Source organism: Candidatus Cloacimonadota bacterium, assembly GCA_028706475.1.
Classification (GTDB): domain Bacteria; phylum Cloacimonadota; class Cloacimonadia; order Cloacimonadales; family Cloacimonadaceae; genus UBA5456.
The window spans coordinates 14,922-40,405 of the sequence record JAQWBI010000015.1 but is presented as its reverse complement, the minus strand read 5'-3'; the positions used below and the strand labels follow the sequence as shown (position 1 = coordinate 40,405).

Annotated in this window: 19 protein-coding genes, 2 tRNA genes and 1 rRNA gene; 2 read left to right on the top strand and 20 right to left on the bottom strand. The window is 45.7% G+C overall.

The window, feature by feature from the left end:
- The 9 genes from PHF32_04465 to PHF32_04425 all read right to left on the bottom strand — a co-directional run.
- Positions 1-95, bottom strand: a 16S ribosomal RNA gene (locus PHF32_04465); the annotation flags it as partial.
- A gap of 241 nt (positions 96-336) precedes the next feature.
- Positions 337-1,272 carry an endonuclease/exonuclease/phosphatase family protein gene (locus tag PHF32_04460; protein MDD4559979.1) on the bottom strand — a complete coding sequence of 312 codons (936 nt, stop codon included), beginning with the start codon at positions 1,270-1,272 and terminating at the stop codon, positions 337-339.
- A gap of 140 nt (positions 1,273-1,412) precedes the next feature.
- Positions 1,413-1,850, bottom strand: a complete 438-nt coding sequence (locus PHF32_04455; GenBank protein ID MDD4559978.1) for a hypothetical protein — start codon at positions 1,848-1,850, stop codon at positions 1,413-1,415.
- 472 nt (positions 1,851-2,322) lie between these two features.
- A complete protein-coding gene (locus tag PHF32_04450; GenBank protein ID MDD4559977.1) occupies positions 2,323-5,844 on the bottom strand; it encodes a C25 family cysteine peptidase in 3,522 nt (1,173 codons plus the stop codon).
- Positions 5,845-5,963: 119 nt separating this feature from the next.
- The gene (locus PHF32_04445) at positions 5,964-7,766 is read right to left on the bottom strand and encodes a hypothetical protein (protein MDD4559976.1); all 1,803 of its coding nucleotides are present in this window, start codon (positions 7,764-7,766) and stop codon (positions 5,964-5,966) included.
- Positions 7,745-8,704, bottom strand: a complete 960-nt coding sequence (locus PHF32_04440) for a sugar nucleotide-binding protein (GenBank protein ID MDD4559975.1) — start codon at positions 8,702-8,704, stop codon at positions 7,745-7,747. The genes PHF32_04445 and PHF32_04440 overlap by 22 nt, the downstream gene beginning before the upstream one ends.
- 24 nt (positions 8,705-8,728) lie before the next feature.
- Positions 8,729-8,804, bottom strand: a tRNA-Val gene (locus PHF32_04435).
- A 20-nt stretch (positions 8,805-8,824) separates the two neighbouring features.
- Positions 8,825-8,902, bottom strand: a tRNA-Pro gene (locus PHF32_04430).
- On the bottom strand, positions 8,879-9,172 hold the full coding sequence (locus PHF32_04425; protein MDD4559974.1) for a hypothetical protein: 294 nt from the start codon (positions 9,170-9,172) through the stop codon (positions 8,879-8,881). Before PHF32_04425 ends, PHF32_04430 begins: the two co-directional genes overlap by 24 nt.
- A 94-nt stretch (positions 9,173-9,266) precedes the next feature.
- Here PHF32_04425 and PHF32_04420 point away from each other — a divergent pair, with 94 nt between their 5' ends.
- A complete protein-coding gene (locus tag PHF32_04420) occupies positions 9,267-9,512 on the top strand; it encodes a hypothetical protein (GenBank protein MDD4559973.1) in 246 nt (81 codons plus the stop codon).
- Complete coding sequence (locus PHF32_04415; GenBank protein ID MDD4559972.1) at positions 9,509-10,156, top strand: DNA adenine methylase; 648 nt, start codon at positions 9,509-9,511, stop codon at positions 10,154-10,156. Before PHF32_04420 ends, PHF32_04415 begins: the two co-directional genes overlap by 4 nt.
- Positions 10,157-10,625: 469 nt before the next feature.
- Here the strand turns inward: PHF32_04415 and PHF32_04410 are convergent, their stop codons facing one another.
- From PHF32_04410 to lon, 11 genes are all read right to left on the bottom strand, one after another.
- A complete protein-coding gene (locus tag PHF32_04410; protein ID MDD4559971.1) occupies positions 10,626-11,411 on the bottom strand; it encodes a hypothetical protein in 786 nt (261 codons plus the stop codon).
- A 730-nt stretch (positions 11,412-12,141) separates the two neighbouring features.
- A complete protein-coding gene (locus PHF32_04405; protein MDD4559970.1) occupies positions 12,142-12,369 on the bottom strand; it encodes a NifU family protein in 228 nt (75 codons plus the stop codon).
- Positions 12,370-12,380: 11 nt separating this feature from the next.
- A complete protein-coding gene (locus PHF32_04400; protein ID MDD4559969.1) occupies positions 12,381-12,890 on the bottom strand; it encodes a DUF3332 domain-containing protein in 510 nt (169 codons plus the stop codon).
- Positions 12,874-15,963 (bottom strand): efflux RND transporter permease subunit, encoded by a 3,090-nt coding sequence (locus PHF32_04395; GenBank protein ID MDD4559968.1) that lies wholly within the window; start codon positions 15,961-15,963, stop codon positions 12,874-12,876. Before PHF32_04395 ends, PHF32_04400 begins: the two co-directional genes overlap by 17 nt.
- Before the next feature lies 1 nt (position 15,964).
- Positions 15,965-17,002 (bottom strand): efflux RND transporter periplasmic adaptor subunit, encoded by a 1,038-nt coding sequence (locus PHF32_04390; GenBank protein MDD4559967.1) that lies wholly within the window; start codon positions 17,000-17,002, stop codon positions 15,965-15,967.
- Between the two features lie 3 nt (positions 17,003-17,005).
- The gene (locus PHF32_04385) at positions 17,006-18,394 is read right to left on the bottom strand and encodes a TolC family protein (GenBank protein ID MDD4559966.1); all 1,389 of its coding nucleotides are present in this window, start codon (positions 18,392-18,394) and stop codon (positions 17,006-17,008) included.
- A 2-nt stretch (positions 18,395-18,396) separates the two neighbouring features.
- Positions 18,397-18,996 carry a TetR/AcrR family transcriptional regulator gene (locus tag PHF32_04380; GenBank protein MDD4559965.1) on the bottom strand — a complete coding sequence of 200 codons (600 nt, stop codon included), beginning with the start codon at positions 18,994-18,996 and terminating at the stop codon, positions 18,397-18,399.
- A gap of 301 nt (positions 18,997-19,297) precedes the next feature.
- Positions 19,298-20,692, bottom strand: coding sequence for a T9SS type A sorting domain-containing protein (locus tag PHF32_04375; GenBank protein MDD4559964.1), 1,395 nt, complete (start codon positions 20,690-20,692; stop codon positions 19,298-19,300).
- A gap of 30 nt (positions 20,693-20,722) precedes the next feature.
- Entirely contained in the window at positions 20,723-21,439 is a 717-nt protein-coding gene (locus tag PHF32_04370) for a lysophospholipid acyltransferase family protein (protein MDD4559963.1), read from the bottom strand.
- Positions 21,440-21,449: 10 nt separating this feature from the next.
- Positions 21,450-22,895, bottom strand: coding sequence for a polysaccharide deacetylase family protein (locus PHF32_04365; GenBank protein MDD4559962.1), 1,446 nt, complete (start codon positions 22,893-22,895; stop codon positions 21,450-21,452).
- A 5-nt stretch (positions 22,896-22,900) separates the two neighbouring features.
- On the bottom strand, positions 22,901-25,228 hold the full coding sequence (lon, locus tag PHF32_04360) for an endopeptidase La (protein MDD4559961.1): 2,328 nt from the start codon (positions 25,226-25,228) through the stop codon (positions 22,901-22,903).
- Between the last annotated feature and the right edge of the window lie 256 nt (positions 25,229-25,484).

The window sequence follows — 25,484 nt, the reverse complement described above, 5'->3', positions numbered from 1 at the left end:
ACTCTCAATACCCCGAAAGGTATCTACCGTTCGACTTGCATGCCTAATCCACGCCGCCAGCGTTCGTCCTGAGCCAGGATCAAACTCTCCATCATTACTAAAATGATTGAACTGACAAGAGCTTCTTTGTCACTGTTTCTCTATAGCACTCTATAAACTTGTAAAAAGATCAATTTCGATCCGCTCATGCCGAGCAGGTTTTGCCAATTTCTTTAGGGGGCTTATTTTGTCAATACATTTTTTGTGATAGTTCTTCAATCAATGACAGATGAGCTTGCTATATAGCTCCATCACATATTCATGCGGATTCATAAATAATTCTGAACAGTCAGATTATTATGATTTCGGGGACTTAATCTGGCTTGCTTCCAGGCGAATTCCTACAGGCCTGTGATCCGATACCTGGTCGTAATAACCCGATAATCCACCTAAACGCTGTTCCACTTGAAGCGCAATACACACAGAGCCTGAGGCCTCGAAATCTGCAAAAAGCTCATCAGTGATAAGAATATGATCGATCATACTGTTGTATCTGGGATAGGAAACTGTGTCTGGACTTGGATTTTGTGCTATGGGCATGGTAGTAAAATAGTAGTCCTGCGGTCTATCCAGAAACGCCATAAACACATTTGTGACTGGGTCTTCCTGGATCTGATCGTTGAGATCACCCAGTACGATAAGCTTGTCAGTGGAATGGTTTTGCCGGATATACTCCTCCAGCTTAGTATTGGCTTCGATCCGCCGCATCTCTTCGTCCCAAGGATCTGTGTGATCTACAGTGTTATCTCCCAATGCCTTGAAGTGGTTGTTAATCACAAAATACTGTGTGCCGCCAAACTCCAAATCCAAAACATAAGGGGGACGCGGAAACGGTCTGCTCTCACTGGGAAAAATGATGTAATCGCTATTTACAGTAATGCTTTCTGTCTTGTACAAATACGCCAATTTCCATCCACCGTTGTAGTTATATACCAAACCTTGATATCCTGATATTCTTTGTGCCATCTCGAAGAAGAGACTTGCGTCCATAATCTCTTGAAACGCTATTACATCTGCATCAAGTGTGGGAATGATATCCACCAGTAAGGGTATGGTATTGTCATTCATAGGGAACTCTTTCAGGTTCCAGCTGATGATGTCCAAAGTGCTATCTGTGCCGAATCCCACAGGGATATCCGGGTCATCTGGCGGTGTAAGCGACTGGTTCTTGCCGCAGGAGCTCAAAGTGAGGAGGATCAGCAGTAGCAAGCCGAATAAGTGTCTATGTTTCATGTATTTTACCTTTTTTGTCTGAATCACCCTATCAAACGACGGGAATGATTCAAAAGCTGTAGCCTGTTATATTTGTCAAGCGCATTTTCGCAGGTGAATGAAGCTCAAACAGATCAAGGAGTAATATATCCCAGTTTGGCTCAGAGACCATGCACCTCACAGATCAAATTCCTGGCTTCTAGTACTTCGGAAAATCTCTTCAGATCCTGCTCCGTCAGATGAGTCACGTTACCAATCGGGTATTGTTTTCCCAAGCATTGGTATCTGGCTCTACCATATTCGTGATAGGGCAGGATACGGATTTGGGAGATGGCGTGATCCCGGGCATGATCGGCAATCCAATCTATGAATGCCAGCGTGGCATTTACTCCAGTAATCAATGGCAGGCTTAGGATTATTCTATCCGAACCCAGGCAGGAGCAAAGCCTGGATAGATTCTCCAAGATGGGTGTAATCGGGCATGAAGGATAGCAGACGTAGCCATAATTACTCCAGTGTTTGACATCGAAATAGACGAAGTTTATGAGTTTTAACTGCTCCTGATCGAGATCCGGGGCAAAATAACCACAAGTCTCCAAACCAAGGGTAAAGCCCGCTTCCTTGATCTCTCTAGTGACTCGTCAAGGCATGAATGTCGTTTTGTTATTGGGTTGCCAAACTCCAATTTGCCAGATACTTCTGCAGATGATTCAGAAGCTTCATTCCTCCTTGGATTATCTATACTTGAACCTGATATCATCGGGTTATCATCGGGTGAGCATAGGATGATAACACCTTGATATCAGCTTCAACACTGGATCGAACAAAGGGAATGAGGAGCATGATTCTAAAGCTCCCTTCGGTCGTTGTGGCAAGTCGTAGATTGCCACCTCATGCTTGACATGAAACTAGCCAGAGCAAAGGCAAACTCAGCCTGGGCAAGCGGTTCACCACCGGAGAAGGTAATACCCACTCCTGAGTTCTGATAGAATCCTCTTTGAGGGAAAAGCCTGGCCATTAAAAACGGGATACATTGTGGTATCCCGTTTATGCTAATTGAGAGAAGAGATTCTATTTCATCAGGAGCATCTTGCGGGTTTTAGTATCTTGTTCGCTATATAAACGGTAGAAGTATATTCCGCTGGATACCGATACACCGCTGGAGTCCGTTCCATCCCAGTTGAAGCTATTGACTCCGGCTTGGATGGGTCCATTGTGCAGAGTTGTTACCAATTGTCCCCGGGTGTTATATACCTGCAATTTGGCATTTGTAGCGTATTTGCTATCGAAAGCAATGGTAGTATTGGGATTGAAGGGATTGGGATAGTTGCGCAAGTTCGACAAGGTAGCTGCGCTGACTTCGTCTTCGTTTGATACATAGTTATCAGGCCCAGTAGTGCTGAAACGAATGGCTCTGCCGGCTTCCAGTACAGCGGCGGTGATGGGATATATATTGCCGTAGCTATAACTGATACCGTCATTAGACAGATGGTTTTCAATTCCCACTGTGCAGTAGTTTGCATTTACAGAAGGGTTATCGATGGTGTGATATTGGAACACGACATCGCCATCACTTCCGGTTTTGGGATACAGGATAATTTGGAACTTTTCCAAAGACGCATCAGGACCAGCCTGAATGGTGGACTGGTTGTATGCCTCGTTCCATTGGACGATGAAGCGATTGTTTGCAGCGTCGTGCCAATACAAAATCCGCATATCCGCAAAGACATCAGCACCCGTGCCATCTACACCGGTTTTCATACCTTTCAGATCGTCCCAATATGGGGCGAGCAAAGCTTCGGGACCTAAAGCGGCAGTGATGAAGTGGTTGTTGAAGTAGCTTTCATCTGTATGAACGAAAGAAGCCCACCCGTTTGAGCTGATGGTAAGATGGTCGTAATCCACACCGTAGAAACGGAATGTGAAGGGCAGTTCCACCCGCTTTACGCCATCGTCCATGACCAACCACAAGTTACCGTTGCCACCAAGCAGAGGATCTGTTTCGATCCACTCATATTCTGGAACAAGATCATGTTCTATATCGGTATTATCATAAGCATAATAGCCATATTTACAAGGCCCGGTAGGATCGTCAGTTCCGGGAGTTCCAGCCAAAAATGTGTAGAATGAAAGCCATTCGTATCCGGATTGGTCTGCAAAAACGAAGGATAATGGTATCATTCTGCCATCCCATACTCCTGGCTCAGGACTGATGCTGGCAGTAAAGCTGAATACTTCTCCGGGTTCAATCGTATCCAGATTCACAGGCTCCGAAGTGATGGTCACGGCCTCGGTTCTGGAAAGCACGGTTACACTAGCGTTTTGCAGAGCGGCATTGCCCTGATTGGCAGCGTAGAAAGTGATCTGTGCGCCTGTTTCCACATCCAGGGTTCCTTCATGGCGATATACATAGAACTTCGCACCACCTACACTCATGCTGAAGCGATGACTGGATGCGGGATTGGTGGTATTGTGTTCTAGCTTGATTACCTGGCCGGGTTGTAGGTCGGAACTGGCATTCAATTGATATTGAAGTGTGTGACTAGCACCGGGAGCCAGGTCGAATGTCCCGGAATTGAGTGCTATTATTTCCAGTCCGGGATTCTGAGCCAGACTTGCGTTTATTCCGGTGAGCGGGGTTGAGCCATAATTTTTCACGCTAATCTCGATTGTCTTCGTGCCATTGGGGTTGATACCCGCATCAATACCAGTATTTGCAGTAACTCCGATACCCGTTTCCTCGTTCAGGCTAAGAGTGCGAACCAAGGGAACCCAGTCGGGTTTGGACACCGTAATACTTAGCTCACCTTCTTCTTCTGGATTGATGTTCAAAATAGCAGAACCATCAATTACTTGAGTATAGCTGAAACTCTCACCGTCCTTAGTTCCGGATACCATAGCGCCTTCCAGATGAGGGGCATTGATGGTGATGTGTGATGTAGATTGAGAGTAACTAAGCCCTCCCTCGATGATCTCTTCCCCCATCACATCCGGGACAAGGCTCCACATATTCAAGGAAGGATCGGATAAAATGTTGTACACATGGAAGTAGAATGGCACCCAAGAACCTGGTTCAAGATCATTTGGGAAGTTCTTGTAGAGCTCAATTTTACCCATCAGAACCGAGCTTGCAAAACCGCGCACTCCATGATCCAGGATCGAATTGAAGGCACCGCTGGCAATCGTGTTGTTCAATCTGGTACGCGTGTGCAAATCCGAGGGACCCACAAAGGCAACACAACCGTTTAGGTTCGCAGTAGTACCCATACGCATCCATTTCTCGCCAAATGACGGAGTCACGCTGTTGGCAAAATCGCCCGTATTGCACACAATAGAATAGACAATTGGCGTTCTGCCCCCGCTGTTTATGTCGTCCAGATCCGACATGTGGAAGCTGGGATAGTGCCAGCCATTAGCATCACCCCATCCGCGGTAACTGATTATTTGCACGCCGTTCTGGATGGATTGGATAATGGCATTTGTGCCCGGATAGCTAGGCGGAAAGTAAACGGAATCGACTTGAGTGTAGCCATAATCCAACCAGCGTTCACTGAGCCAGCGACTCATCCAGACCGGAGTAGTAGGGCGCAAAGTACCCTCTGCGTAGTTGCCCGCAACTGCCAGGGCTCTGGTCATCCAAGAAGTGTCTGTCATATATGGTGATTGTTCGTAAACGATGGATTTATTAGCCATCACAATGAGTTCCACGGGTTCCACGAAAGAGAATCTTCCCACCAGCATATCAGGGAAATAGTCGTCTCCTTCCATGATTGCGTAGTATTGGTCATCGGCATCGTTTTCATTGAGTTCGGGAGATGGATAAAAGTTTGTGGGCACAGCATAAGGACCCACGGTGTCGCCAAATATCATCAGATAATCTGGTCTGTGTTCCATATACATAGCACGGATGCTTTCACGAATCTCTTGAGCGGACGAACCGGCGTCAGCAGTGTTAATCACGTGTACATCCATACCCAGAGAGCGTTTCCAATAGATGAAAGGAGCTTGGTAGTTTGCCAGAGAAGCGTGACTAAGGATCAACATCGAAGGACGTTCCACGGGCAATGACTTCAAGTATGAAGTATCCCAGTTGTCCGCAAGATACTTGTATGCGTCTATGAATGCGGGAGATACACTCTCAGGTATGTTCAACTGGCCATGTCCCCTCACACTGAGGTCCAGATTGTCCAATGTATATATTTCTGTGTCAGTTTCCCGCTGTGTTTGTATCCTTATGGTAACACCATGCATTTCCCGGAAAGTGAAGCTCTGAGCAATGCTCGCAACGTCGGTGAAATTCTCGCTGCTGCTTCTTAGATATTCACCTTGCTTGTCAAATACTCGCCATGTCATGCTCTGTATCAGCAATTCCGCATTCTGGTAAGGGAATGCAAGAGTCCGGCTTATGATGGGCGTATCCGGATGTTCAGTCTCTTCAAAAGACTGGCTTTCCTGCACAAACATCGGAGTCTCTCTCAGGTTTTCAAAGCGGGCGTCAATCATCCCAGCCGATTCATGAAAAAGCTGCAGAGGTGCTGCATTCAGCAAGCCTGCACATATTATTATTGATACTAGTGTTAATAGTTTTCTCATGGGTCCTCCCATTTAGTTAGTTTGGTATAGATGCAAGAACCGTTCCCAAATGATCTGGAGATCAGTTCAGTACAAGGGATAAACAGCGTATTGCACTTTTATAAAATGCTTTCCGAGGCTCAGTTGATGAAATACCAGCGCAATCCCGCATGAATGGAAAGCGGGATCGGGTACAGGCCATAGAGAGATGTGCTTAGCAGATTGCGAAAACTCACGTTGAAGTCGAAGAGTGTGCTTACGCGAACTGCAGCCCAGGCGTCCATCAGAGTCGAGGCTTCGATCAAAACCGGATTCTGAGCGTTTGCTAGATAATAATCCGAATGGCCATAGATGCTCATTCCTGCTTCCAGTTTGTTGTCGTGGCTAAGGTTCCAAGCAACACTCTGCGAACTGTTGAAACTGTATTCCGGGGCAGATACCAAGTATCTATCGATTTCATGGTAATTCCACTGGGAGTTGATCTTAAAAGTGAAGCTCCCCAAATCCCTCTGATATCCAGCGGCAAGGCGAAGGATGTTCTTTGATGATGCATACTGGGATGTAGGTAAATACTGCTCTTGCTTTTTGTTGCCAAAAGCAGCCCAAAGCTTCAGACCCCATTGCTCGAATCCGGCGAATACTGCACTCTCCGAGGGGCTGTAGATATCTAGCACTGCCATCGTGCTGTCTCCCAAAGGAGAGCTGATGGCAGTCACACTGTTGTAATCGCCCATGCTTTGGCGGGTGTAGATTCCCAGATCAAATACGGAAACGCGTTTCCCCAGCTTCCCATATAGGCGAAGCTGTTCCCAATCCAGCAAATCCAGATCCAATACCAGATCTGCATAATACGGAATGTTCAGGTAGATACTGGTTTTATGCTCATAATCCTGCTGATTCATTTGCTGTGCAGGCAGGTAGTTCCTATCCAAATGGCGATATTCGTGACGCAGATCCAGCGCAATATCCCAAAGCTTCAGGTTCTTCTCTGCCGCAATCTGTAGAGCATCGCTTTGTTGAGTGGAGGCGAATTCCTCTGAGCTGGAACGATCTCGGAAACTGGCTATACTAAGGTTCAATACAGGATTTTCAAAGCTTCCGATAAAGCGATTGTGTTTGTTCTTAATCCTGTAGTTGCCGAGATACCAGTAAGCTGGATGCAGTTCGTATGATCCCCCGTTCTTTGTGTAGGAGGAGTAATCCAGAGTCCATAACAGCTTCTTGTATCTATAACTGATAAGCTGATGAGATGAATTTCCGCTGTTGGGACTATCCACCCAGTAACCGTTGTAAAGTGAGAAATCGAAACCAAGGCTTAGTCCCTGAATACCAAGCAGATTACCTTTAGCAAAAGAGCCCAATGCGTAGCGGCTGTCGTAGTCTCCCAAAGAGCCTTCCAGACGTGACAGACTAACTGGATACTCGTAGAGTACAGCTTTGGCATCTATAGCTGTATTGTTCTGAATGAGATCGTGAAACTGGCCAAGCTGTCCCTGATAAAACCAAGTGGAATGAAGGGATCGCGGCAGCTCGAAGCCATCTGTTGAAAGGAACAGAGGATCGGTCTGCAAACCGATCATATTGAAAGATGAACGATAGGCACTGGATAGATTGGGATACTCAAAGAGCTTGAAATGATGTGGATTCACAAAGCTTTTTTGTCTTTGCTCAGAGATAATATCCAATACATCACTCTTGCTTATATCCCTCAAAATGGCTTGTTCATCTATGGTTCTGGGAAGGTCAAAATCCAAAAGCTCATCAGTATCTATCCAAGTTTCACCCTCGCTTTGATCCTTGGCTTCTTCCAATTCCTGCTGAAGTGGAACAACATCCAGGCTGTCCGCTTCCTGAGCCGTCACATGCTGTAGGCTATCAGCTTCCTGAGCTGACAGCAGAGTAATAGACAGTATCAGTAGAATCAGAGCCAGGAGTTTTCGCAATACCACTTGTATGTTTCCTTTATCAATTCAGGGAGTCTGGCAGGAGGGTCCCAGCCTAACAAGTTCTTGGCTTTTTCCGGATTCGCTACCCAGCCTTCTGCGATGATCTCGTTGTATTTATCCAAATTCATCGCACTGGGTTCGCTTCTCATTCGGCTGACTATCTGCCCCAATCCGAAAGCGATTTGGGCTGCCCAGGAAGGTATTACCAGCTTATGTATGGATTTTCCCGCTATTGCGGCAATGTGAGCGGCAATCTCGCTTTGAGTGTAAACTTGATTGTCTGTGGCATAAAATATCTCATTCTTCACTTGTGGATTGCCGATAAGATGAAGGATGAATTCTGCCAATTGGCTTACATGAATCATGTTCAAAGACCGCTCTTGTTTGCCGATTTGCATCTGAAATCCAAGTTTGCTGAGTTTGAACAGGCTCAAAAAGTCGCGGTCCCCAGGGCCATAAACCGAACATGGGCGCACTATGCTCCAGGTCTTGTTGCATTGCTTTTGAATCAAGCTCTCGGCCATAGCCTTGCTTTTTCCATAAATACTGATGGGTCTGGGAGCATCAGTTTCCTGCATAGGATGTTCTCTCGATGAAGGTCCCCCAGCGGCTTGCGAACTGATATAAATAAGGCGAATCGGATGTTTTTGCGCATTCACGACATCTACGATTTTGCGGGTTAGACCCAAGTTCACGCTCAACATCTCTTCTTGCCCTATACTTTTGGTTTTCCCGGCATTGTGAATCAGGATATCGACATCGGATAAAGCATTAGTAAGAGAAAATGTATCTGAGTAATCTACTACACGAGTGATAATTCCATTTTGAAAGAAGGCTTTGCGCACGATTGCCACTGGTTCGAAACCCTTCTGGGAAAAGTGCGTAAGCATGGTGCTGCCCACAAAACCGTTGGCTCCGGTAATAGCTATCTTCATCGATCCCCTGTGTTTAGAAAGAAGTGGTGGGCGTTGAGGGACTTGAACCCCCGACATCTTGCTTGTAAGGCAAGCGCTCTCCCAGCTGAGCTAAACGCCCACTGCTTTTGGTGTAAGCACTGGTCGGGGTGAGAGGATTCGAACCTCCGACACCTGGTTCCCAAAACCAGTGCGCTAACCGGGCTGCGCTACACCCCGCGGCAGTTTGTTCACCAAAATAAGCATGGTATTTTCTGTCAATCCTTTTTTTACTGGGAGACATTTAACTCCAAGATCAACTCGGCTCTGGCGATCATCCTGGACATCATCCAGGACATCAAGATCAACCCTGCCACCAAAGACCTGGATGACTATGCCAAGAAGCAGTTGGCAGTGGAGCGGGCTACCAAGTCCCTCCCAGCCAAGCAGACCAATGTCATTCTCAAGGTCTTCGGCACTATCGGAGGAGCCATCGAATACGTGTTCCACAATCGCAAATGGCTCTTTAGCATCGGTAAGGCGATCAAAGGGGTGTTCTGATGCCTCAGCCTATTTCGCAGCCAAGCACTTCAGTCACGAAGCCTTGCGAGACATTCTGAAGAGCATCAAAGGTCGCTTTATCCTCAGCTATGATGACAACCCGGATGTTCTAAAGCTATACAAAGGCTATGACATCAAGCATGTCACCAGAACCAAGGGCATCAACCGCAAAGAAGGCAAGTCTGAGTTCAACGAAGTGATCATTGCCAACTTCGCTCTCGTAGATATCGATCTGGATACAGCCAAGCCCAAAGCCATAACCACCAGAGAGATTAGGGGGATATCGTGAACAGCATCATCTCCTGGGTAGGTAGAAAACGTCTCCTAAGAAAGAAGATACTGCCACTCATCCCCAAGCATGACATCTACTGTGAAGTCTTTGGTGGCGCTGCCTGGATACTCTTCGGGAAATCACCAGATAAGGAAGATTGGCAGACCGGACCCAAGAGCAGATACACGGAAGTCTATAACGATATCAATGGTGATCTGGTGAACTTCTGGAAGTACATCAAGCAGCACCCTGAAGCGTTTGTGACGGAGTTGAATCAGTATCTGGTATCCAGAGAGATGTTCGACACGTTCGCCCAACACCCACCTAAAACCGAGCTTGAACGAGCCATCCGCTTCTACTTTCAGCTATCCTGCAGCTACGGCTCCCGGTCAAAGAACTTCTGCATCATGCAGGGATACAAGTATATGCCACTGCGTAACCTTGAGAAGGTGAAAGCAGCCTCAGAACGGCTCAAGCAGGTGATCATTGAAAAGCAGGGCTTTGAGAAGATTATCGCCCGGTTCGATACACCCAATACCTTCTTCTACCTCGACCCACCCTACTACACAAAGGAGCACATCTATGAACGTGAGAACGTGAATGCTCTAAATAGGCATTCAGTTTGGTTAATAATATTACCTATCTTCGAAAAATATGATTAAGGCAGAATTAAAAAATATCCTGTCTTAACACACCCAGAAAAGTCATTAGCCAACAAGATATGAATATCTATAAAGCAAAGAAATTGACTAAGCTGGTAACATCTAATTTGTATTTTTGGGATGACGTCAAAATGCCTCTATAGTACACGTTCAGTGTTTTCGAATCGTCGATAAATTCAATCACGTAGAATTTGCCAATCCTCGTCAGAGAAACAGCGTCTTTAAGGAATACTTTTCTCTCAGAAACACCGCAAACCAAATATCTTCCAGAGAGAAATAATTGAGAGCATTTCAATGAGATTGTTTTCCATTCGACATCTGTATGAAGCTGTAATCTCTCCCACTTTGTATAATATTCCCAATCAATTTTTTTATGAAATGCTATGGCGAGATAAATAGGCAGCACCAATATCCATGCTATAATTATGGCTGATAGAAGATTCACATTATCTAACATGTTCCCTCAGATCTAATGATTGTGGTGGAAATTAGCATTGTGCCAGTTCATTAAACACGAATAATATGCTCCTAAAACTGCACCACCAATAACTGCACCAGGCCCCGTCCATGAATAAGCTCCTGATCCTATTATTGTTCCAATAGCATCAGCAATTATTACTCCATTACCATAGCGGAAAATTACGGCATCTCCCCAATAATCCTTCGATGCTAAATAAACTTCAACAAAATCATAACATTTTCTAACCTGATCTTCGTTGTATAAGCTAAGTTGAGTGCTGATATACTCTATTTTTTCATCAATTGCAATAGTAGGGGCTCCATTAATATAGTCGCTGATTACAGGATCAATTAGTTCTTTCTCTTTTGATGTCAAATATCCGGCATTTCTAGCGTAAATGTATGAGTTTATAATAAATGTCGAATCAAAGGGGACGACATATTGAGTACCATCAATATCCTCGAATGCACCAATAACATCCAGTACCTGATTCATTTGCTGCAACGTGTTGTCAACATCTGATGGTATGAAGCCTTTTTCTGTAACAAAATAATCTCTCATACTAGCAAACATTAAACTATGGTTGTCAATGCTCATAAAACCATTCTCATCAAGTACGTAATCTCTTATGTTGTTCTGGTTGTTATTCTGAATTTTGAGTAGCTCATTATGCATTAGACCAATGCTATAGAGTCTTTCATGGTTGCTAATGGTTACAGATCTATCAGAGCACGATGAGAGTAATAATAAGCTCACGAAAGATACTGTGAGTAAAAAAATCAATCTTTGTTTCATTGGATTTTCCTTTTTCATTTTCAACTTCTAAATTAGATTTAAAATCCTGTTGAGTCCTAGATGCGGTGGAAATTCCAACTCATTGGTTCTCAACTCATTGATGGCATCCAATATCCATCGTTAATCACAATCTATGTTAGTCAAATAAACTTTATATACTGTCGGTATCTCTTCAAATTTAGTCAAGACATTTTACTGACCCACTTTTCCTCCCTCAAGATAAAACAGAGTCCGTGGTCTTCGCCCTGTACTTCGTTGAGTGCTGAAGCAGATGTCATCGGGTTATCATCGAGTGATCACTGCTTCATAACAGCTTTATATCTGGTTCGCCACAGCTTTAGCAAGAGGTGGAACAGAGGGGATCGATACGTTCTCATTCAACCCAAATAACACACGGAGTTCAAGACACCTATGCTCTCTATCTCCGTAAAATAAGTTGAGGGGTTGCGTGGACTTCTGGCAATGCATAGAATCCACCCCAGATATTGAAATCCATTTGACCATATAACATATAGGTATACAATAAGATACATTATGTCAAATGAACTCCAAACACATAATCCAAGTTCAGGGAAAAAAGCTGTCACCTGATGTATGGTTGTTACCCAATCATTCATAATTAGGATTTGCTTAAGCTCATAATCTCTAGAGGTCAAAAAAGATGCCACCAAGAAACCAAAAAAAAGCCCCTCTACCGCAAAGTAAAGGGGCTTTTATATCATGTTCGCTGTTATACGGAAATTACTTCCACAACTTCAGGAATCTCTTCCTTTACGATGCGTTCAATACCGGCTTTCAGCGTGAGTGTAGCCATAGGGCAGCCGTTGCAAGCGCCTTTGAGACGTACTTCCACCACGTTGTCTTCGCGGATATTGATCAGTTCCACGTCGCCGCCATCAGACATGATGGCTGGGCGAACTTTATCCAATACAGCTTCTAGCTTTTGTCTGTCTATCATTGAATCCTTCTTTACATTGCCTGGTTCAAGGTATAGACTTTTCCTGTAGGTGTGATGAAATCGGCTTTGTCTTCGGATAGAGAGGCGATCTTGACCAAGCCATTATCGCTTTGGTAGTACCAGCTCTTTTCCAAGGGTTTGTAGCTTAGTTCAATCTCATTCTCTGGATTGTCCATATCTTCTACTAAAACTTCGTTTTGACGAATGGTGATTTTGAGGTTTTTGCCATCTTCACTGGCATATTTTATAACCTCATCATTGGGTCCCATAGCGATAGGATTGCTTCCAGTCCAAAACTCTATGGTATTGAAAAGAACAACATCAGCAAAAGATGCCACGCTGTACACGGGAACTATACTAAGTACCCAAAACATTACTGTGTTCACCCATTTGTCGCCGAAGGTTTCATTGAATTCATACACTTTCCGGGTTGCGGCGAAGTTGCCAAAGCAACCAGCCACACCAACTGTGAGGATGATGGCCACAAGTGCCATGCTGACAAGCTTAACGATTCTGTCCATTACAGATCTCCTTTTTAACTTGGTTTTGCGTGCTAAGGTAATAGAAAGCAGGGATCACGATAAGAGTAAGCAGTGTAGATACAACTAATCCGCCGATGGACACGATACCCATGGACATACGGAATTCGCGTCCCGCAGATCCGACTCCCATAGCCATAGGCAACATGCCGATTACCATGCAAAGGGTGCTCATAATTATCGGTTTTAGCTTCATCTTTCCTGCTTCCAAGAGTGCATCGTGAGAACTCATGCCTTCTTTTCGCTTTACATTTACATAGTCTAGTATTAATATAGCGTTATTTACGACTATGCCAACCAACATTATAACCGCCAGCATCGAGAAGATGTTCAAACCCACTCCGGAGAAGAACAGAGAGAGGATCACGCCAATGATGGCCATAGGTATGGTAGCCAATATGATAAGTGGCTGAGTGAAGCTCTCTAATATGGCCGCGAGCAACATATATGTAAGCAATATAGCGATTGCGAAAGTTCTGATCATATCTACCATGGTTTCATTCAGCATCTCCGCTTGCTGTCCCCACTTAATCCTGTATCCGCTGGGAAGCTGCAAGTTACTCAATCTTTGGGTAATTTCTGCGTTCAGTTGACCGGTGGAAAATCCTTTAGCGGCATTTCCTGTGATCTCTATAGATTTATAACGGTCCACATGGATCAATTGATAAACGCCAGTAGCAAAATCCACATCTACAAGTTGCGAAAGCAGATAGCTTTGTCCATTTACAACTATGGTCATGTTCATGATTTTATCGGGATGATCCACGTCTTCTTCTGGCATAGTGAGCTTGATATCGTACTGATCTCCACCTTCACGATAGTACGTGGTTACCATACCTTCAATGCCTGTTCTGAGCGCGATTGCCAGATCGTATACTGTGGCACCAATCTCTGCCAGTTTATCACGTTTGGGGGATAATGTAAGCTCTGTGTTGCCTGGACGAGAGCTGCTATCCACATTCAAAAGACCAGGGATATCCCGGATTTGATCCATGATGTCGATCTTGAGTTGTTCCAATACATCTTGATCTTGGCCTTGAATATAGAAGCTGATTCCGGAACCGCCCATTCCCACATTGCTCTGATCGCTTACTTTGATGATGGCATTGGGGATATCTGCCAAATCCTTGGTGATTACGCCCACCATGTCCAGAGTGCTTCGCGAGCGATCGTCCGCATCAATCAGCTTCACGTCTGTGCTGGCTACGTTGCTAGCAGTATTGATGAATCCTTGAGAACCGATGTTGCTAACCACATGCTCCACTTCCTCGTATTTCGAAACGCGTCCGTTTACTACTTCAACCACTTTGGCTGTTTCATCCAAACTTACGCCTTCTGGAAGTTCAATGTTTATGCTTACGTTGCCCTGATCCATAGCCGGCACTAGCTCAAAGCCCAGACCAGGTACCAACAGGAAGCTGCCCAACAGCATCAATATCGAAACCACAAGTATGCGGATGCTGGTACCCTTGTTCCGGAGAACAAAACGCATGAACCGCAGATACTGGTTCGAAAACTTATCAAATAAGCGGTCGAACTTCAATCCGAATTTACTGGTTTTAGTTTTTTCCGGGATAATGATGGACGCCAACATCGGAGTGATGGTAAAGGACGAAATCAAAGAGAAGATAGTGGCAAAAGTAACTGTGAGCGCAAACTCACTCAAGAAACCACCCACCATGGATTTCATAGTGGCCATGGGCAAAAACACCACGATGTTTGTAAGCGTGGATGCCAATACGGCTATGGTAATCTCAGTAGTTCCCTTGTAGGAAGCCTCTTTACGCCCGTTTCCCATTTCTTTGTGACGGAAGATGTTTTCGATAACCACCACCGAGTTTGTCACCAAGATACCCACAGCAGTGGAGAAACCGGTAAGAGTAAGCATGTTCAGAGTAAACCCGGCTGCTTGCAGGAAGATAAAGGTGGAGATAATGGAAATCGGCATCGACAAAGCAACGATGAGAGTGGAGCGGAGATCGTGCAAAAAGAGCAGCAGAACAAGACCAGTGAGTAATATCCCCATCCATATTGTAGACAGGGTATCGGCAACCGTAGAGCGAGTAAATTCGCTATCGTCACGAATCACGTTCAGTTTCGTGTTCGGAGGCAATTCACTTTGCAGAACGGGTAGTTCCTTACGCACCTGTTCGGCGATATTCACAACGTTTCCATCTGAGCTTTTGGTAATTGACAAGCGAATGATATTGTTGTCCACAACCTGATTCTTCACGTTGAAATATGTAGCTTTTTGAGTGATCGTCTCTTGCCCGTCGATCACATTGGCAAGGCTACCCAGTTTCTTGGGGCCACTCATAGTAGGAATGTCCAGGTCTTCGATCTCCTGTACGCTGGCAAACTCACCTTTCAGACGCACGGAGTATTGCTGATTGTTGCTAGTGAAAGAACCGGCAGGCATATCCAAATTGTGTGCGGCAAGGATCTGGTTCAAAACTGAGGGTGAAATGCTGTTCTGAAAAACTACGCGATTCGGGATTTCCACTCCGATCTCGCGCTTTGCCCCGCCATTGATAGAAACTTGGGCTACACCTTCGATCTGGGAAAGCCGCTCTTTTAGCTGGCCATCAGCCAATTCATACATCTCACGGCTATCCATGTCCCCAGAAAGTACCAGATCCATGAAGGGGAAAGAGCTGATGTCGAACTTTTGTACCGAAGGTCGATCCACTCCATCGGGAAGATCCCGCAATACACCGTCGACCTTGTCCTTAACCTCGGAGTTTGCAACGTTGATATCCTTGCCTTGTTCAAAGGCTACCAGGATGATAGACACATTTTCGATAGAGTAGCTTTGGATGAAGTCCACTTGTGGCGCTGTTGCCGCTGCTTCCTCCAGTTTGGTTGTAACCTGGGTTTCTACTTCGCGGGGTCCGGCTCCGGAATACACTGTCATTATGGATACATATGGCAGTTCCACTTCCGGCATCAGATTCAAGGGCATGTCCATGTATGCCATTGCGCCAAACACCACAAAGACCAATATGGCCATGGTTACCAGAACCGGCCGGTCTATGGATAGTTTTGCTAAAAACATATTAGTTTCCTTCTATTATGCGAATCTTCGCGCCTTCGGAGAGTGCTTTGATCCCTTCAGTAATCAATGTATCACCTATCTCAAGACCTTCGGTAATCTCATAACGCAATTGATCGGTAATACCTGTAGTTACCGGCACTTTGGTGGCTTTGTCTTCACGAGCCAGCCATACAAAAGCATCTCCGTTTTCTCTTACCAAGTGATGACGGTCAACAATCAGTACATTCGGCTTGGTAAGTACCTGTACGCCGATCTCTGCCGTAACACCGAAGCCCAGATTGGGACGGTATCCAGGAAACTGAGCTTCCACACGGAAAGCTTTTGCAGAAGGATCCAACGCTAAAGCTATCTCGGTTATTCGTCCAGTGATTACGATGTCATTCCAGGTAGCTTTCACGATGCCGCCTTTCTTGATCCTGCCGATCTCATCCTCCGGTACCATAATGGTGGTTTTGTAGCCATTAGTGGAACTGACCGTAAAGAGATCAGTACCGGGGAAAACTTTTTGGGATACATTCACCATAATGTCTGTGATTACACCGCTAATGGGGGCTTTCACGAAAACCATCTGTTCGCTGGATTCCAGATTTGCCTTGGATACTTCCCATTGGCTTTTCACATTCTCATAATCCTGCAGCGAGATGGCACCTTGATCTTTTAGTCTCAACATGCGGTCATGAGTAGCGTTTATGCTGGTGAAGGCGGTTTTGGCTTGCTCATACTGCGCTGAAGGGCTGTTTAGAGGGAAGGTAACGATCACGTCTCCCTTTTCCACTCTGTCGCCAACTTTGGCTTTGATACCCGTAACCACATCACCCAGCATCGCTTGCACAGTGGATTCCTGCATACCGGTAAGAGTGGCATTGTACAACAACTGCTGCACAAAGGTATCGCTTTCTATTGTGGTCACGCGAACCGGAATACCCAGCTCTTCGTGTAATTGCTCCATGCTCTTGGCGTCTTGTTTCTTCTTGCCACAAGCGCTGATAAGCATCAAAAAGCTCATGGCGATGATCAAATATGTAGTTCTCTTTCTCATTATTTACTCCGCTGCTAATTTGTAACCTAAGGATTTTGTGAATTCCCGTTCCGCACTGATCACATCATATACGGCACTGAGATATTGAAGACGAATGGACGCAAGTGTGGTTTGTGCATCGAACACTTCCAGTTGAATGCCCATCTGATTGTCAAACCTGAGTTGAGCCAATTCCAAATTGCGTTCTGCCATCGTAATGTTTTGTTCCTGCACTTCATAATTGTGCAAAGCGTGTTGTAGTTTCTGATGTTTCTGCTTTACCTCAAGGCTGACAAGCTCCTTGGTCTCCTGCTGTTGAAGTTTCGCTATGGCCAAATCGTGTCTGGCATAACTAGCTTTACTTCTATTGGATAATCCGGTGAAAATAGGCAGGCTAAAACCTATTCCCACAGAATACTGAGTGCCAAAATCTTCGGATTCGATACGATACTCATCTGCCGCTGAATATAAGGCAGCGCTGGCGCTAAGAGCCACATTGGGAAGGAAATTGCTGCGTTCGGCATTGTATTGCAGCTGTTTCACTTCAGTTGCTATGTCCAGTAGTTCCAACTCAGTCCTGTTTTGTTCAGCAATCTCTATTGCTTCTTCTATGCTCAATTCAGAGATTTCAGGCATCACAAATTCCCCTTCCGGGATCAGATTAGGATCCTCAGAACCCAATTGCTTCCGAAAAGCGTGTAGAGCAAGATCATAGTTGTTCTGTGCCTGCAGAAGCCCCGGTTCCAGTTTTGCCACTTCCAAGCGAGCACTCAGAAGATCGAATTCCGATACCTGACCTTCAGTTCCCAATAGTTCCACTCTTACCAAATGGCGGCGTGCTGTAGCTAAGGCTTCTTCCTGTATCTGCATCACTTTCCGGGCCAATATGGTCTGATAAAACATATTGGTGGTTTCCAGAATCACATCCTGTTCTTGCACACTGTAGTTCAAGCGTTGAATGCTGCGATAGCGATCCACAGCCTTAATGCCGTTGATGAGTTTGCCGCCCAAAAAGAGCACCTGATCCATCTTGAGCTGCATGGCAAGGGAACCTTCCTCTTGGGGCGAAGAAGGAATCATCCTACTTACGATACCATCCAATGCTCCTGCAATCAGCTCGTCGGTATCTGTCGCCTCATTATCATCCAGCATAGAGCTTACGCTGGGAACGCTGCCACTTGCGCTATCCGGCAGATAGGTCTTCGAAAGCGAATATGAGCCTTGTAGATTGAGCTGAGGCAGCAAACTGCCCCTTACATCTTTATACTGTTCATCCGCTTTGCTTATCTCTTGAGCTGCTATCAGTAGACTCTTGTTGTTCTGTTTTGCCATGTTGATGCTTTCTTCTAGCGAAATGGCCGAAAGCGCTATGCAACAGCCAGCGCTTATGATCAACACTATCCATTTCTTCATTCTTAACCTCTTTTCAAAATTCCGTTCAATATCAATTGCATTATTACTTCGTGATCCCGCTCGATTATGCGTAGAAGACCTTCAAAATCCACCACCATAATCGCTGTATTACCCAGAAGAAACCAGTCGTTCAGCACTTCGCACAAGCGTTCTACAAAGATCCTGTCTGTCACCATGCCTTCTTCGATGCCTTCATTGATGATTCTGGTAAGGATCTGCAGCATTTTATCTTGATTGATCTTACGATACCTTTCAAAATGCTCCTTATAGTTAAAGGGAATGCTTTTCAGACCGTCCAGCCACATCGGCATTTCGTTGCACACATACTTCACGGGCTCTTGCATAAAGAACCTCAGTCTGTTCTCAAAACCTTTGATTTCGTTCAACCGACTGATCATCTCTTCCATAAAGGCTTGGGCTTGTGCTGACACAACATTTATGTATAGTTCTTCTTTGCTGGGGAAGTAATAGTATATAGTCCCCTTGGCGATTCTTGCTTCTGCGGCAATCTCGTCCAGCGAAGTCTTTGAATAGCCATAACGTAAAAAAATCCTCGCGGCTATATCGAGGATTATCTGTCTCTTATCCTTGCTTTGGTTCATATCAAATCTTCTTTCTCATATTCTCCCAGTTTTCAAAAATCGTTGTTTGGTGGAAGGGCAAGCTAATGATGCCGTAATCCAGTCTGTTTCTACCGTATCTGCCGATTTCTAGGCAAGTTGCGGAAGAGCAAACAATGTTTTGGCGTCAGATTGGGAAACTCGGAACATTTGTCAACTGATTTCTGACTATCTGAGAAAAATAGTCAGTTATCCGTTTCTCTGCCCTTCTCTGGTATATACGCTAAAGCCCCGCTACAAAAGCGAATACGTCAATATGAGACCTCTCCCCAAGAGAGGAGGATCAGTGTACTATGGCAAACTTCTGGGTTCTGATCCCCTTTCCTTTCAGGAGATAAATACCCGCTGGATAATGACTGAGATCCAGTATAGATTCGCTTTTCCCGCTTTCAAACCGCAAATCCTGCAGCTTCTGACCCCGCAGATTGTAGATCGCTGCTGAGGTAGCAGAAGGCAAAGCTGAACTGATCTTTAGCTGCGATCTGACTGGATTGGGGTATATATGGAGCGCAAAAGCCGGAATCTGGATCTCATCATCAGTCGCTGAGGGATTGGCGATGTGTTCCTCCACGAAAGCCGCACCATCGGAAAACACGATATCTAGGGACTCCCAATTCTGAGGCAGATCGAGACTTCCAATACCATACAAAGCATTAATTCCAAAATCCACAGTATCGGGATTCTGCAATTCCAGTAGGTATTGAGCGGCACCATCGATGCTGAGATATGCTTGATGAGGCACATTAGCGTCTGCATCGGAGTAGGTTACAAAGAAGTTATTCAAGAGGGTAGCATCCGGATTCAATTCGTAGCTGATGTCACTTAGTACAGGGCTGAAACTGTTCTCTGAGTTCACAAACTGAGGTTTTAACAAGATTAAGCCGGGGATACTGTAATCTCCTGCTTGAATACCGGTACTCAAGTTTAGTTGCCCTGTAGCTGTTGCGGAAGCAAACATGGGATAATCCGGTATCAACCACTCCCCCATATCCGGATCAGCATACAGATCAGATAATGCGCACGAAAGCAATAGCCATTCTCCTTGCACGGAAAACTGGATATCTCCCAGACGCTGTACTCCTTCCAGAGTGGTACCCGTAATCTTATAGAGGCCGGGACTCAGGAGCGTTCCCATATTCACCGTATATACCAACCCATAAGCAACAGGAGCATTCTCAATATCGAAGTTCGGATTTGCCAGGATGGGCATATAGGCGTTGAAATTGAAGCCGGAATTCAGAGGATATAGCCCAGTAGCGTTGCGGATAGCATAATACAGACGATCATCGCCGAAGGAGACTCTGCTTTCCAAGATATCCAGGTTTGCATCCTCGATAGCCTGATCTCCCTGAGGGTCGGTTTGAAAGGGAGTGTAGGCGACAAAGGCCGGTTCCGAGGGGCTATAGATAGGGTTCAACAAGTCAATAATACTGGTTTTGAAGCCAACATAAGTTGATTCATTTACGTTGCCTTGTTTCCAACCTTGCATCCATGGCATCAATTGGGCTTCCACCACGCCACCAGTTTCCAGATAGTAATAGCTTCCCTCTCCGCTAATAGGAACTACAAAGCTATAAGGATTTCCCAGATCGAAGCCGTATATCTTTTCAAAGTCCAGATATGCCAGCAAGAGTGCTGTTTGCAGCAGCAAGATAGCAAGTATAAACATTTTACGCATAGTTGCTCCTTTAAAACTGGTAGTGTAAGGTCACATCTCCGCTAATGCCGTTTTGATGCGATTGTAAATCTCTTCTGCCAGCGCGTGTTTATCTTTATATATTGTATCATGGGGTTCTATTGGCTCCAGGACCCTCATTTTAAGTTCTGCGGGTTTGATTTGCTTATCTGTCTCATACACTCGCCAAGTGTTTTTGATGACCAGCGGCACGATGGTAGCTTCCGCCATGGCCGGCAGTTTGAAGCTGCCTAGATGAAAATCCCCCATCATGTCACTTTGGCTTCTGGTCCCTTCCGGGAAGATCACCATGGGATGCCCCGCCTTGATCACTTCTGCGCTCTTTTGAAAGGTCTCAATAGCCTTACGTGCGGAAGAGCGGTCGATAAACACACAAGGTATCTCTTTCATCCACCAGGATAAAACCGGTATCTTAAAAAGCTCCTTCTTGGCAATGAAACCTCCGGGGCGACCAATGAAGCCCAGGAACAGTGGAATGTCGAACATACCCTGATGGTTTGAGATGAAACAGATACTCTGGCTGTAGGGGAGTTTATCCAGACCACATACTTCCACCTTTGAGCCTGTGCTTAGCACTGTGGTTCTGCCCCAATACCGAACAAAGATATACACAACCTTGCGATAAGCTCCTTTTGGCAGCAGTACTTTGCAGATAATCAAGAGGATATACGCCAAAAGGCAGACAAACATAAAGCAAATAAACCAGATTTTCCAGAAGGCGGATATCATACTTTTCCCTTTAGTAGCTCAAGGTTACCCATTCTTCATAAATATCTGTCAGCGATGTGATCCATCCTCGCTGCCGCAAAGCGTAGCGGATAGTCTGCCAATACAAGCTACCCCAACCTGGATAGTCGATGGGATCGAATGTGGTATTGTGCCACAGCAGGGACAAATGAGACTGATACAATCCCGCCACATCGATCAAACGACGCAAAGCCAGCTTTGCCCCATTTCTACTCATGTCCATCGCCCTGGATGAATACAGACTGGTATCCATTACGATCAAGGGTATCTCCAGCACACGGAACGGCCGGTTTTCCTGGATATTAAAAGGATAGAATGGGAAGGATATTCCCGCTCTGAAGCCGATGTTTTCCCAATATCCCAGAGTGCTGTCATACTTGATTCCTTCAGCTTCCAGATTGGCAAAGCTCTTTTGATAATCGAAATGCAGATAGTGGGTTCTAAATCCCTCCACAGAGAAGCCCAGATCACGCAGCCGGGCCAATTCTGTCCTCAGAACTTCCGGATCGTAAGCGGATTTCGGAGAGCCATGCAGACCCACATCTTCCTGACCCAGCAGATCGATGATCTCCTCGCGAAACACCATATCCGAGATGTAGTTCTGCCGCTGGTCTTCAAATGAAGTGGAAGCCATCAGAAACCAGGTTGATTTTACCTTTAGTTCCTGTTCTTTCTGCAACATCTTGCTTAGCAGCTTGTAGTGATTGTATATAAACCTCTTGTGCAAACTATGTCCCAATAGCTTGTAGCTCGCATTCAATGGGCGTTTGAGCATGGTACGAAGATTGTATTTCTCTGTCTTACTAATGCTGTTTTTGTCCCAAAACCGCCAATAATCGATGTCGTGAGACAAGCTCATGGCAAAGCGCTTTGTTTCCTGCCAGGCAGTCTCACGTACAAACTCCGGTAAAGTCTGTTGCATAGCATAAGAAAGCGCCTGACAATACACATCCACCACCGGTGTCTCGGTAAAATCCCACCGGTATTGCAGACTTTCCTTATAATCTACCCGACCTCGGGGCAAACCCATATTGCTTCGGATGTATTCGTGCCAGCAGGTCAGGAAATAGAAACCTCCCGCCACGATATCTTTACGCAGGATGCAGCTTTCCTCAGAGAAAGAAAAGATCGGCCCTCCCATGGAAAAGAGGAAGGGAAGATGATGATTTTTGAAAGTGCAAAAATTCACCTTTTCCAAAGGATAAAGCTCGCGCTTTTCAAAGAACTCTGCCGTTTGTGGGTCAAACTCGATCCGTACCGGATACTCTCGCGTAGGACGGGGCCCATAATATAGATGAGCCGCCTCAAAATGAGATCCATAGATGAACTTCGGACTAAGGCGCAATATATAACAGAAGGTGCGAAACACAAACTCCGCTTTGGGAATGTATCTCTGGGGCAAGTTTAGCAGGATGTTTATGTTTGGATAGCGTTCCATCTGTATTACTTTTCTTTGGCAGGCATGATTACTTTTTTTAGTACTTCCGATACTTCCGAGACGTAATTGATTTCCATCCCGCTGAGTATTTCTTCAGAGAAATCCGCTAAGCTTTCCCGGTTTTCTTCGGGAATGATCAGTTTCCGGATGCCGGCACGCTTTGCCGCAAGCATCTTTTCTTTCAAGCCGCCGATGGGCAACACCTTGCCTTGCAGCGTCAACTCTCCGGTCATCGCGATATCGTGTTTTACCTTGCGTTGCATAAAGAGCGATGCCAGAGCGGTGGTGAGAGTTATTCCTGCAGAGGGGCCGTCTTTGGGCACCGATCCAGCAGGGAAGTGGATATGGATATCGTATGTGCCAAAATCTTTGGGATTGATCTTGTACTGTTGATGGTTGGCTTTCAGATAGCTGATGGCTATGCGGGCGGATTCCTTCATTACCTCACCCAAAAGCCCGGTAAGGATCACCGCACCTTTCCCAGGCATACGGGTAGCCTCACAAAAGAGGATTTCTCCGCCATAACTGGTCCATGCCAAGCCCGTTGCTACGCCGATCTCAGACTTGCGGTTGGCCAGTTCCAAGCTGAATTTTCGCGGTCCCAGGTATTTGTTGATATCGCTAGCTTTCACACTCCAGGGTCCGTCTGCTCCGGCAGCGGCCTCCCGAGCAATCTTACGAAAGATAGAGCCAATTCTGCGCTGCAGGTTTCTCACACCTGCTTCTCTCACATAGTATCTTATCAATTCCTTCAAAGCGCTTGTACTTACGGTAACCTTCTTCCCACTCAATCCGTTGTCCTCTTTTTCCCGTGGAATCAGATAGGCTTTGGCGATGGCGATCTTATCGTGTTCCAGATAGCTGGTAAATTCGATGATTTCCATCCGGTCTCTCAGAGGAGCTGGAATGGTGTCCAATGAGTTTGCGGTAGTGATAAACATCACTTCCGAAAGATCAAAGGGCAGATTTAGATAGTTGTCCACAAAGCTGTTGTTTTGTTCGGGATCCAATACTTCCAAGAGAGCTGATGCAGGGTCGCCTCTGAAATCCCGGCCCAGTTTATCTATTTCGTCCAGCATAAACACGGGATTTGCCGTACCCTGACGCTTGATTTCGTTGATGATCTTACCCGGCATGGCCCCGATATAGGTGCGCCGATGCCCCCGGATTTCTGCTTCATCGTGTATGCCGCCCAAAGACATGCGGATAAACTTGCGGTTCAATGCTCTGGCTACGGATTTGCCGATGGAGGTTTTACCTGTTCCGGGAGGGCCAACAAAGCACAGAATGGGTCCCTTCATCTGACCTTTCAGTTTCTTTACGGCAATGTACTCCAGGATGCGTTCCTTGGGCTTTTCCAGACCATAATGATCCTTGGTCAATATACGCTCAATTTTATTTATGTCCAGCCTGTCTTTGCTATACTTGGTCCAGGGGATGTTCACTATCCAATCCAAATAGTTGCGGATCACCCCATATTCACTGGAAGCCGGCTGCATCACGGAAAGGCGCTCCAATTCGTCGTTGGCTACTTCCTGCACATATTCCGGGAGTTTGTTCTTTTTGATCAGATCCTGCCATTTTTGGATTTCCTTGCTCACCTCATCGGTTTCACCCAGTTCCCGGCGGATGGCATCCATTTGTTCGCGCAGATAATAGCGACGTTGATCTTCGTTCATCTCCAATTGAATATTGCTGCGGATATGGTTCTCCATCCGCATCTGACGGATAAGCTCCGCCAGGCAGTTGTTGAGATATTTAAAGCGCTGTTTCAAATCCACCAGTTCCAAAAGCCTCTGACGATCCGAAATCTGCAGCTCTATATTACCGGCGATAATATCCGCCACACGTCCAGATTGTTTGATATTGGCAAGTCCGGCAATCATTTCCCGATTTAGTAAACTGCTTTCCTGAGATACTTTATCTAAAAGCTCAAGCGCTATGGTGCGATATGCTTGCACCTCCATTTCTTCGTTGATGGGTTCGGCAATCACTTCCACATCCACCATTATGAAGGGTTCGCGTTGAACGGGGCGTTGCATACGTATACGCGAAGTACCCTGTAGAAGCAGACTAATACTGCCATCCTGATTGCGCAGCATACGCAGAATGGTGATGGCAGTGCCTATGCTTTCCAGTTGGGCAGCATCACCTTCTCCGCTACGATCCAGGAAAAAGGCCATCAATTTATCGTTTGATAGAGCGTGATCGATTACAAGCTTGGATTCCTCGTCAGTTACAACAAGCGGCATAAGCAAATAGGGAAACATCACTACATTGCTCAGATGCAGAACAGGTAGGGTTCTGGGAATCCTGCTGTTATTATCTTCCATTGTGCACTCCTTAGATTATGCATTTTACTATATGAATAAGGCATTTTAGCAAAAATGCAAGATTCAGGCTCATCGGATTTTTGACAAGGAATATTTTGACTTTTGCAGATCAATTTACCGTTTGTTACACTCCGTATATGCAGAAGCGAGCTTGTACAAATGGTCTCCCCGGACAAGAACACAAAGGCTGGTAATTCATTAGGGAATGGATGTCCTTTCAGGATCTAGGGCTCCCTCTCTGTCTCGTCCCGATATG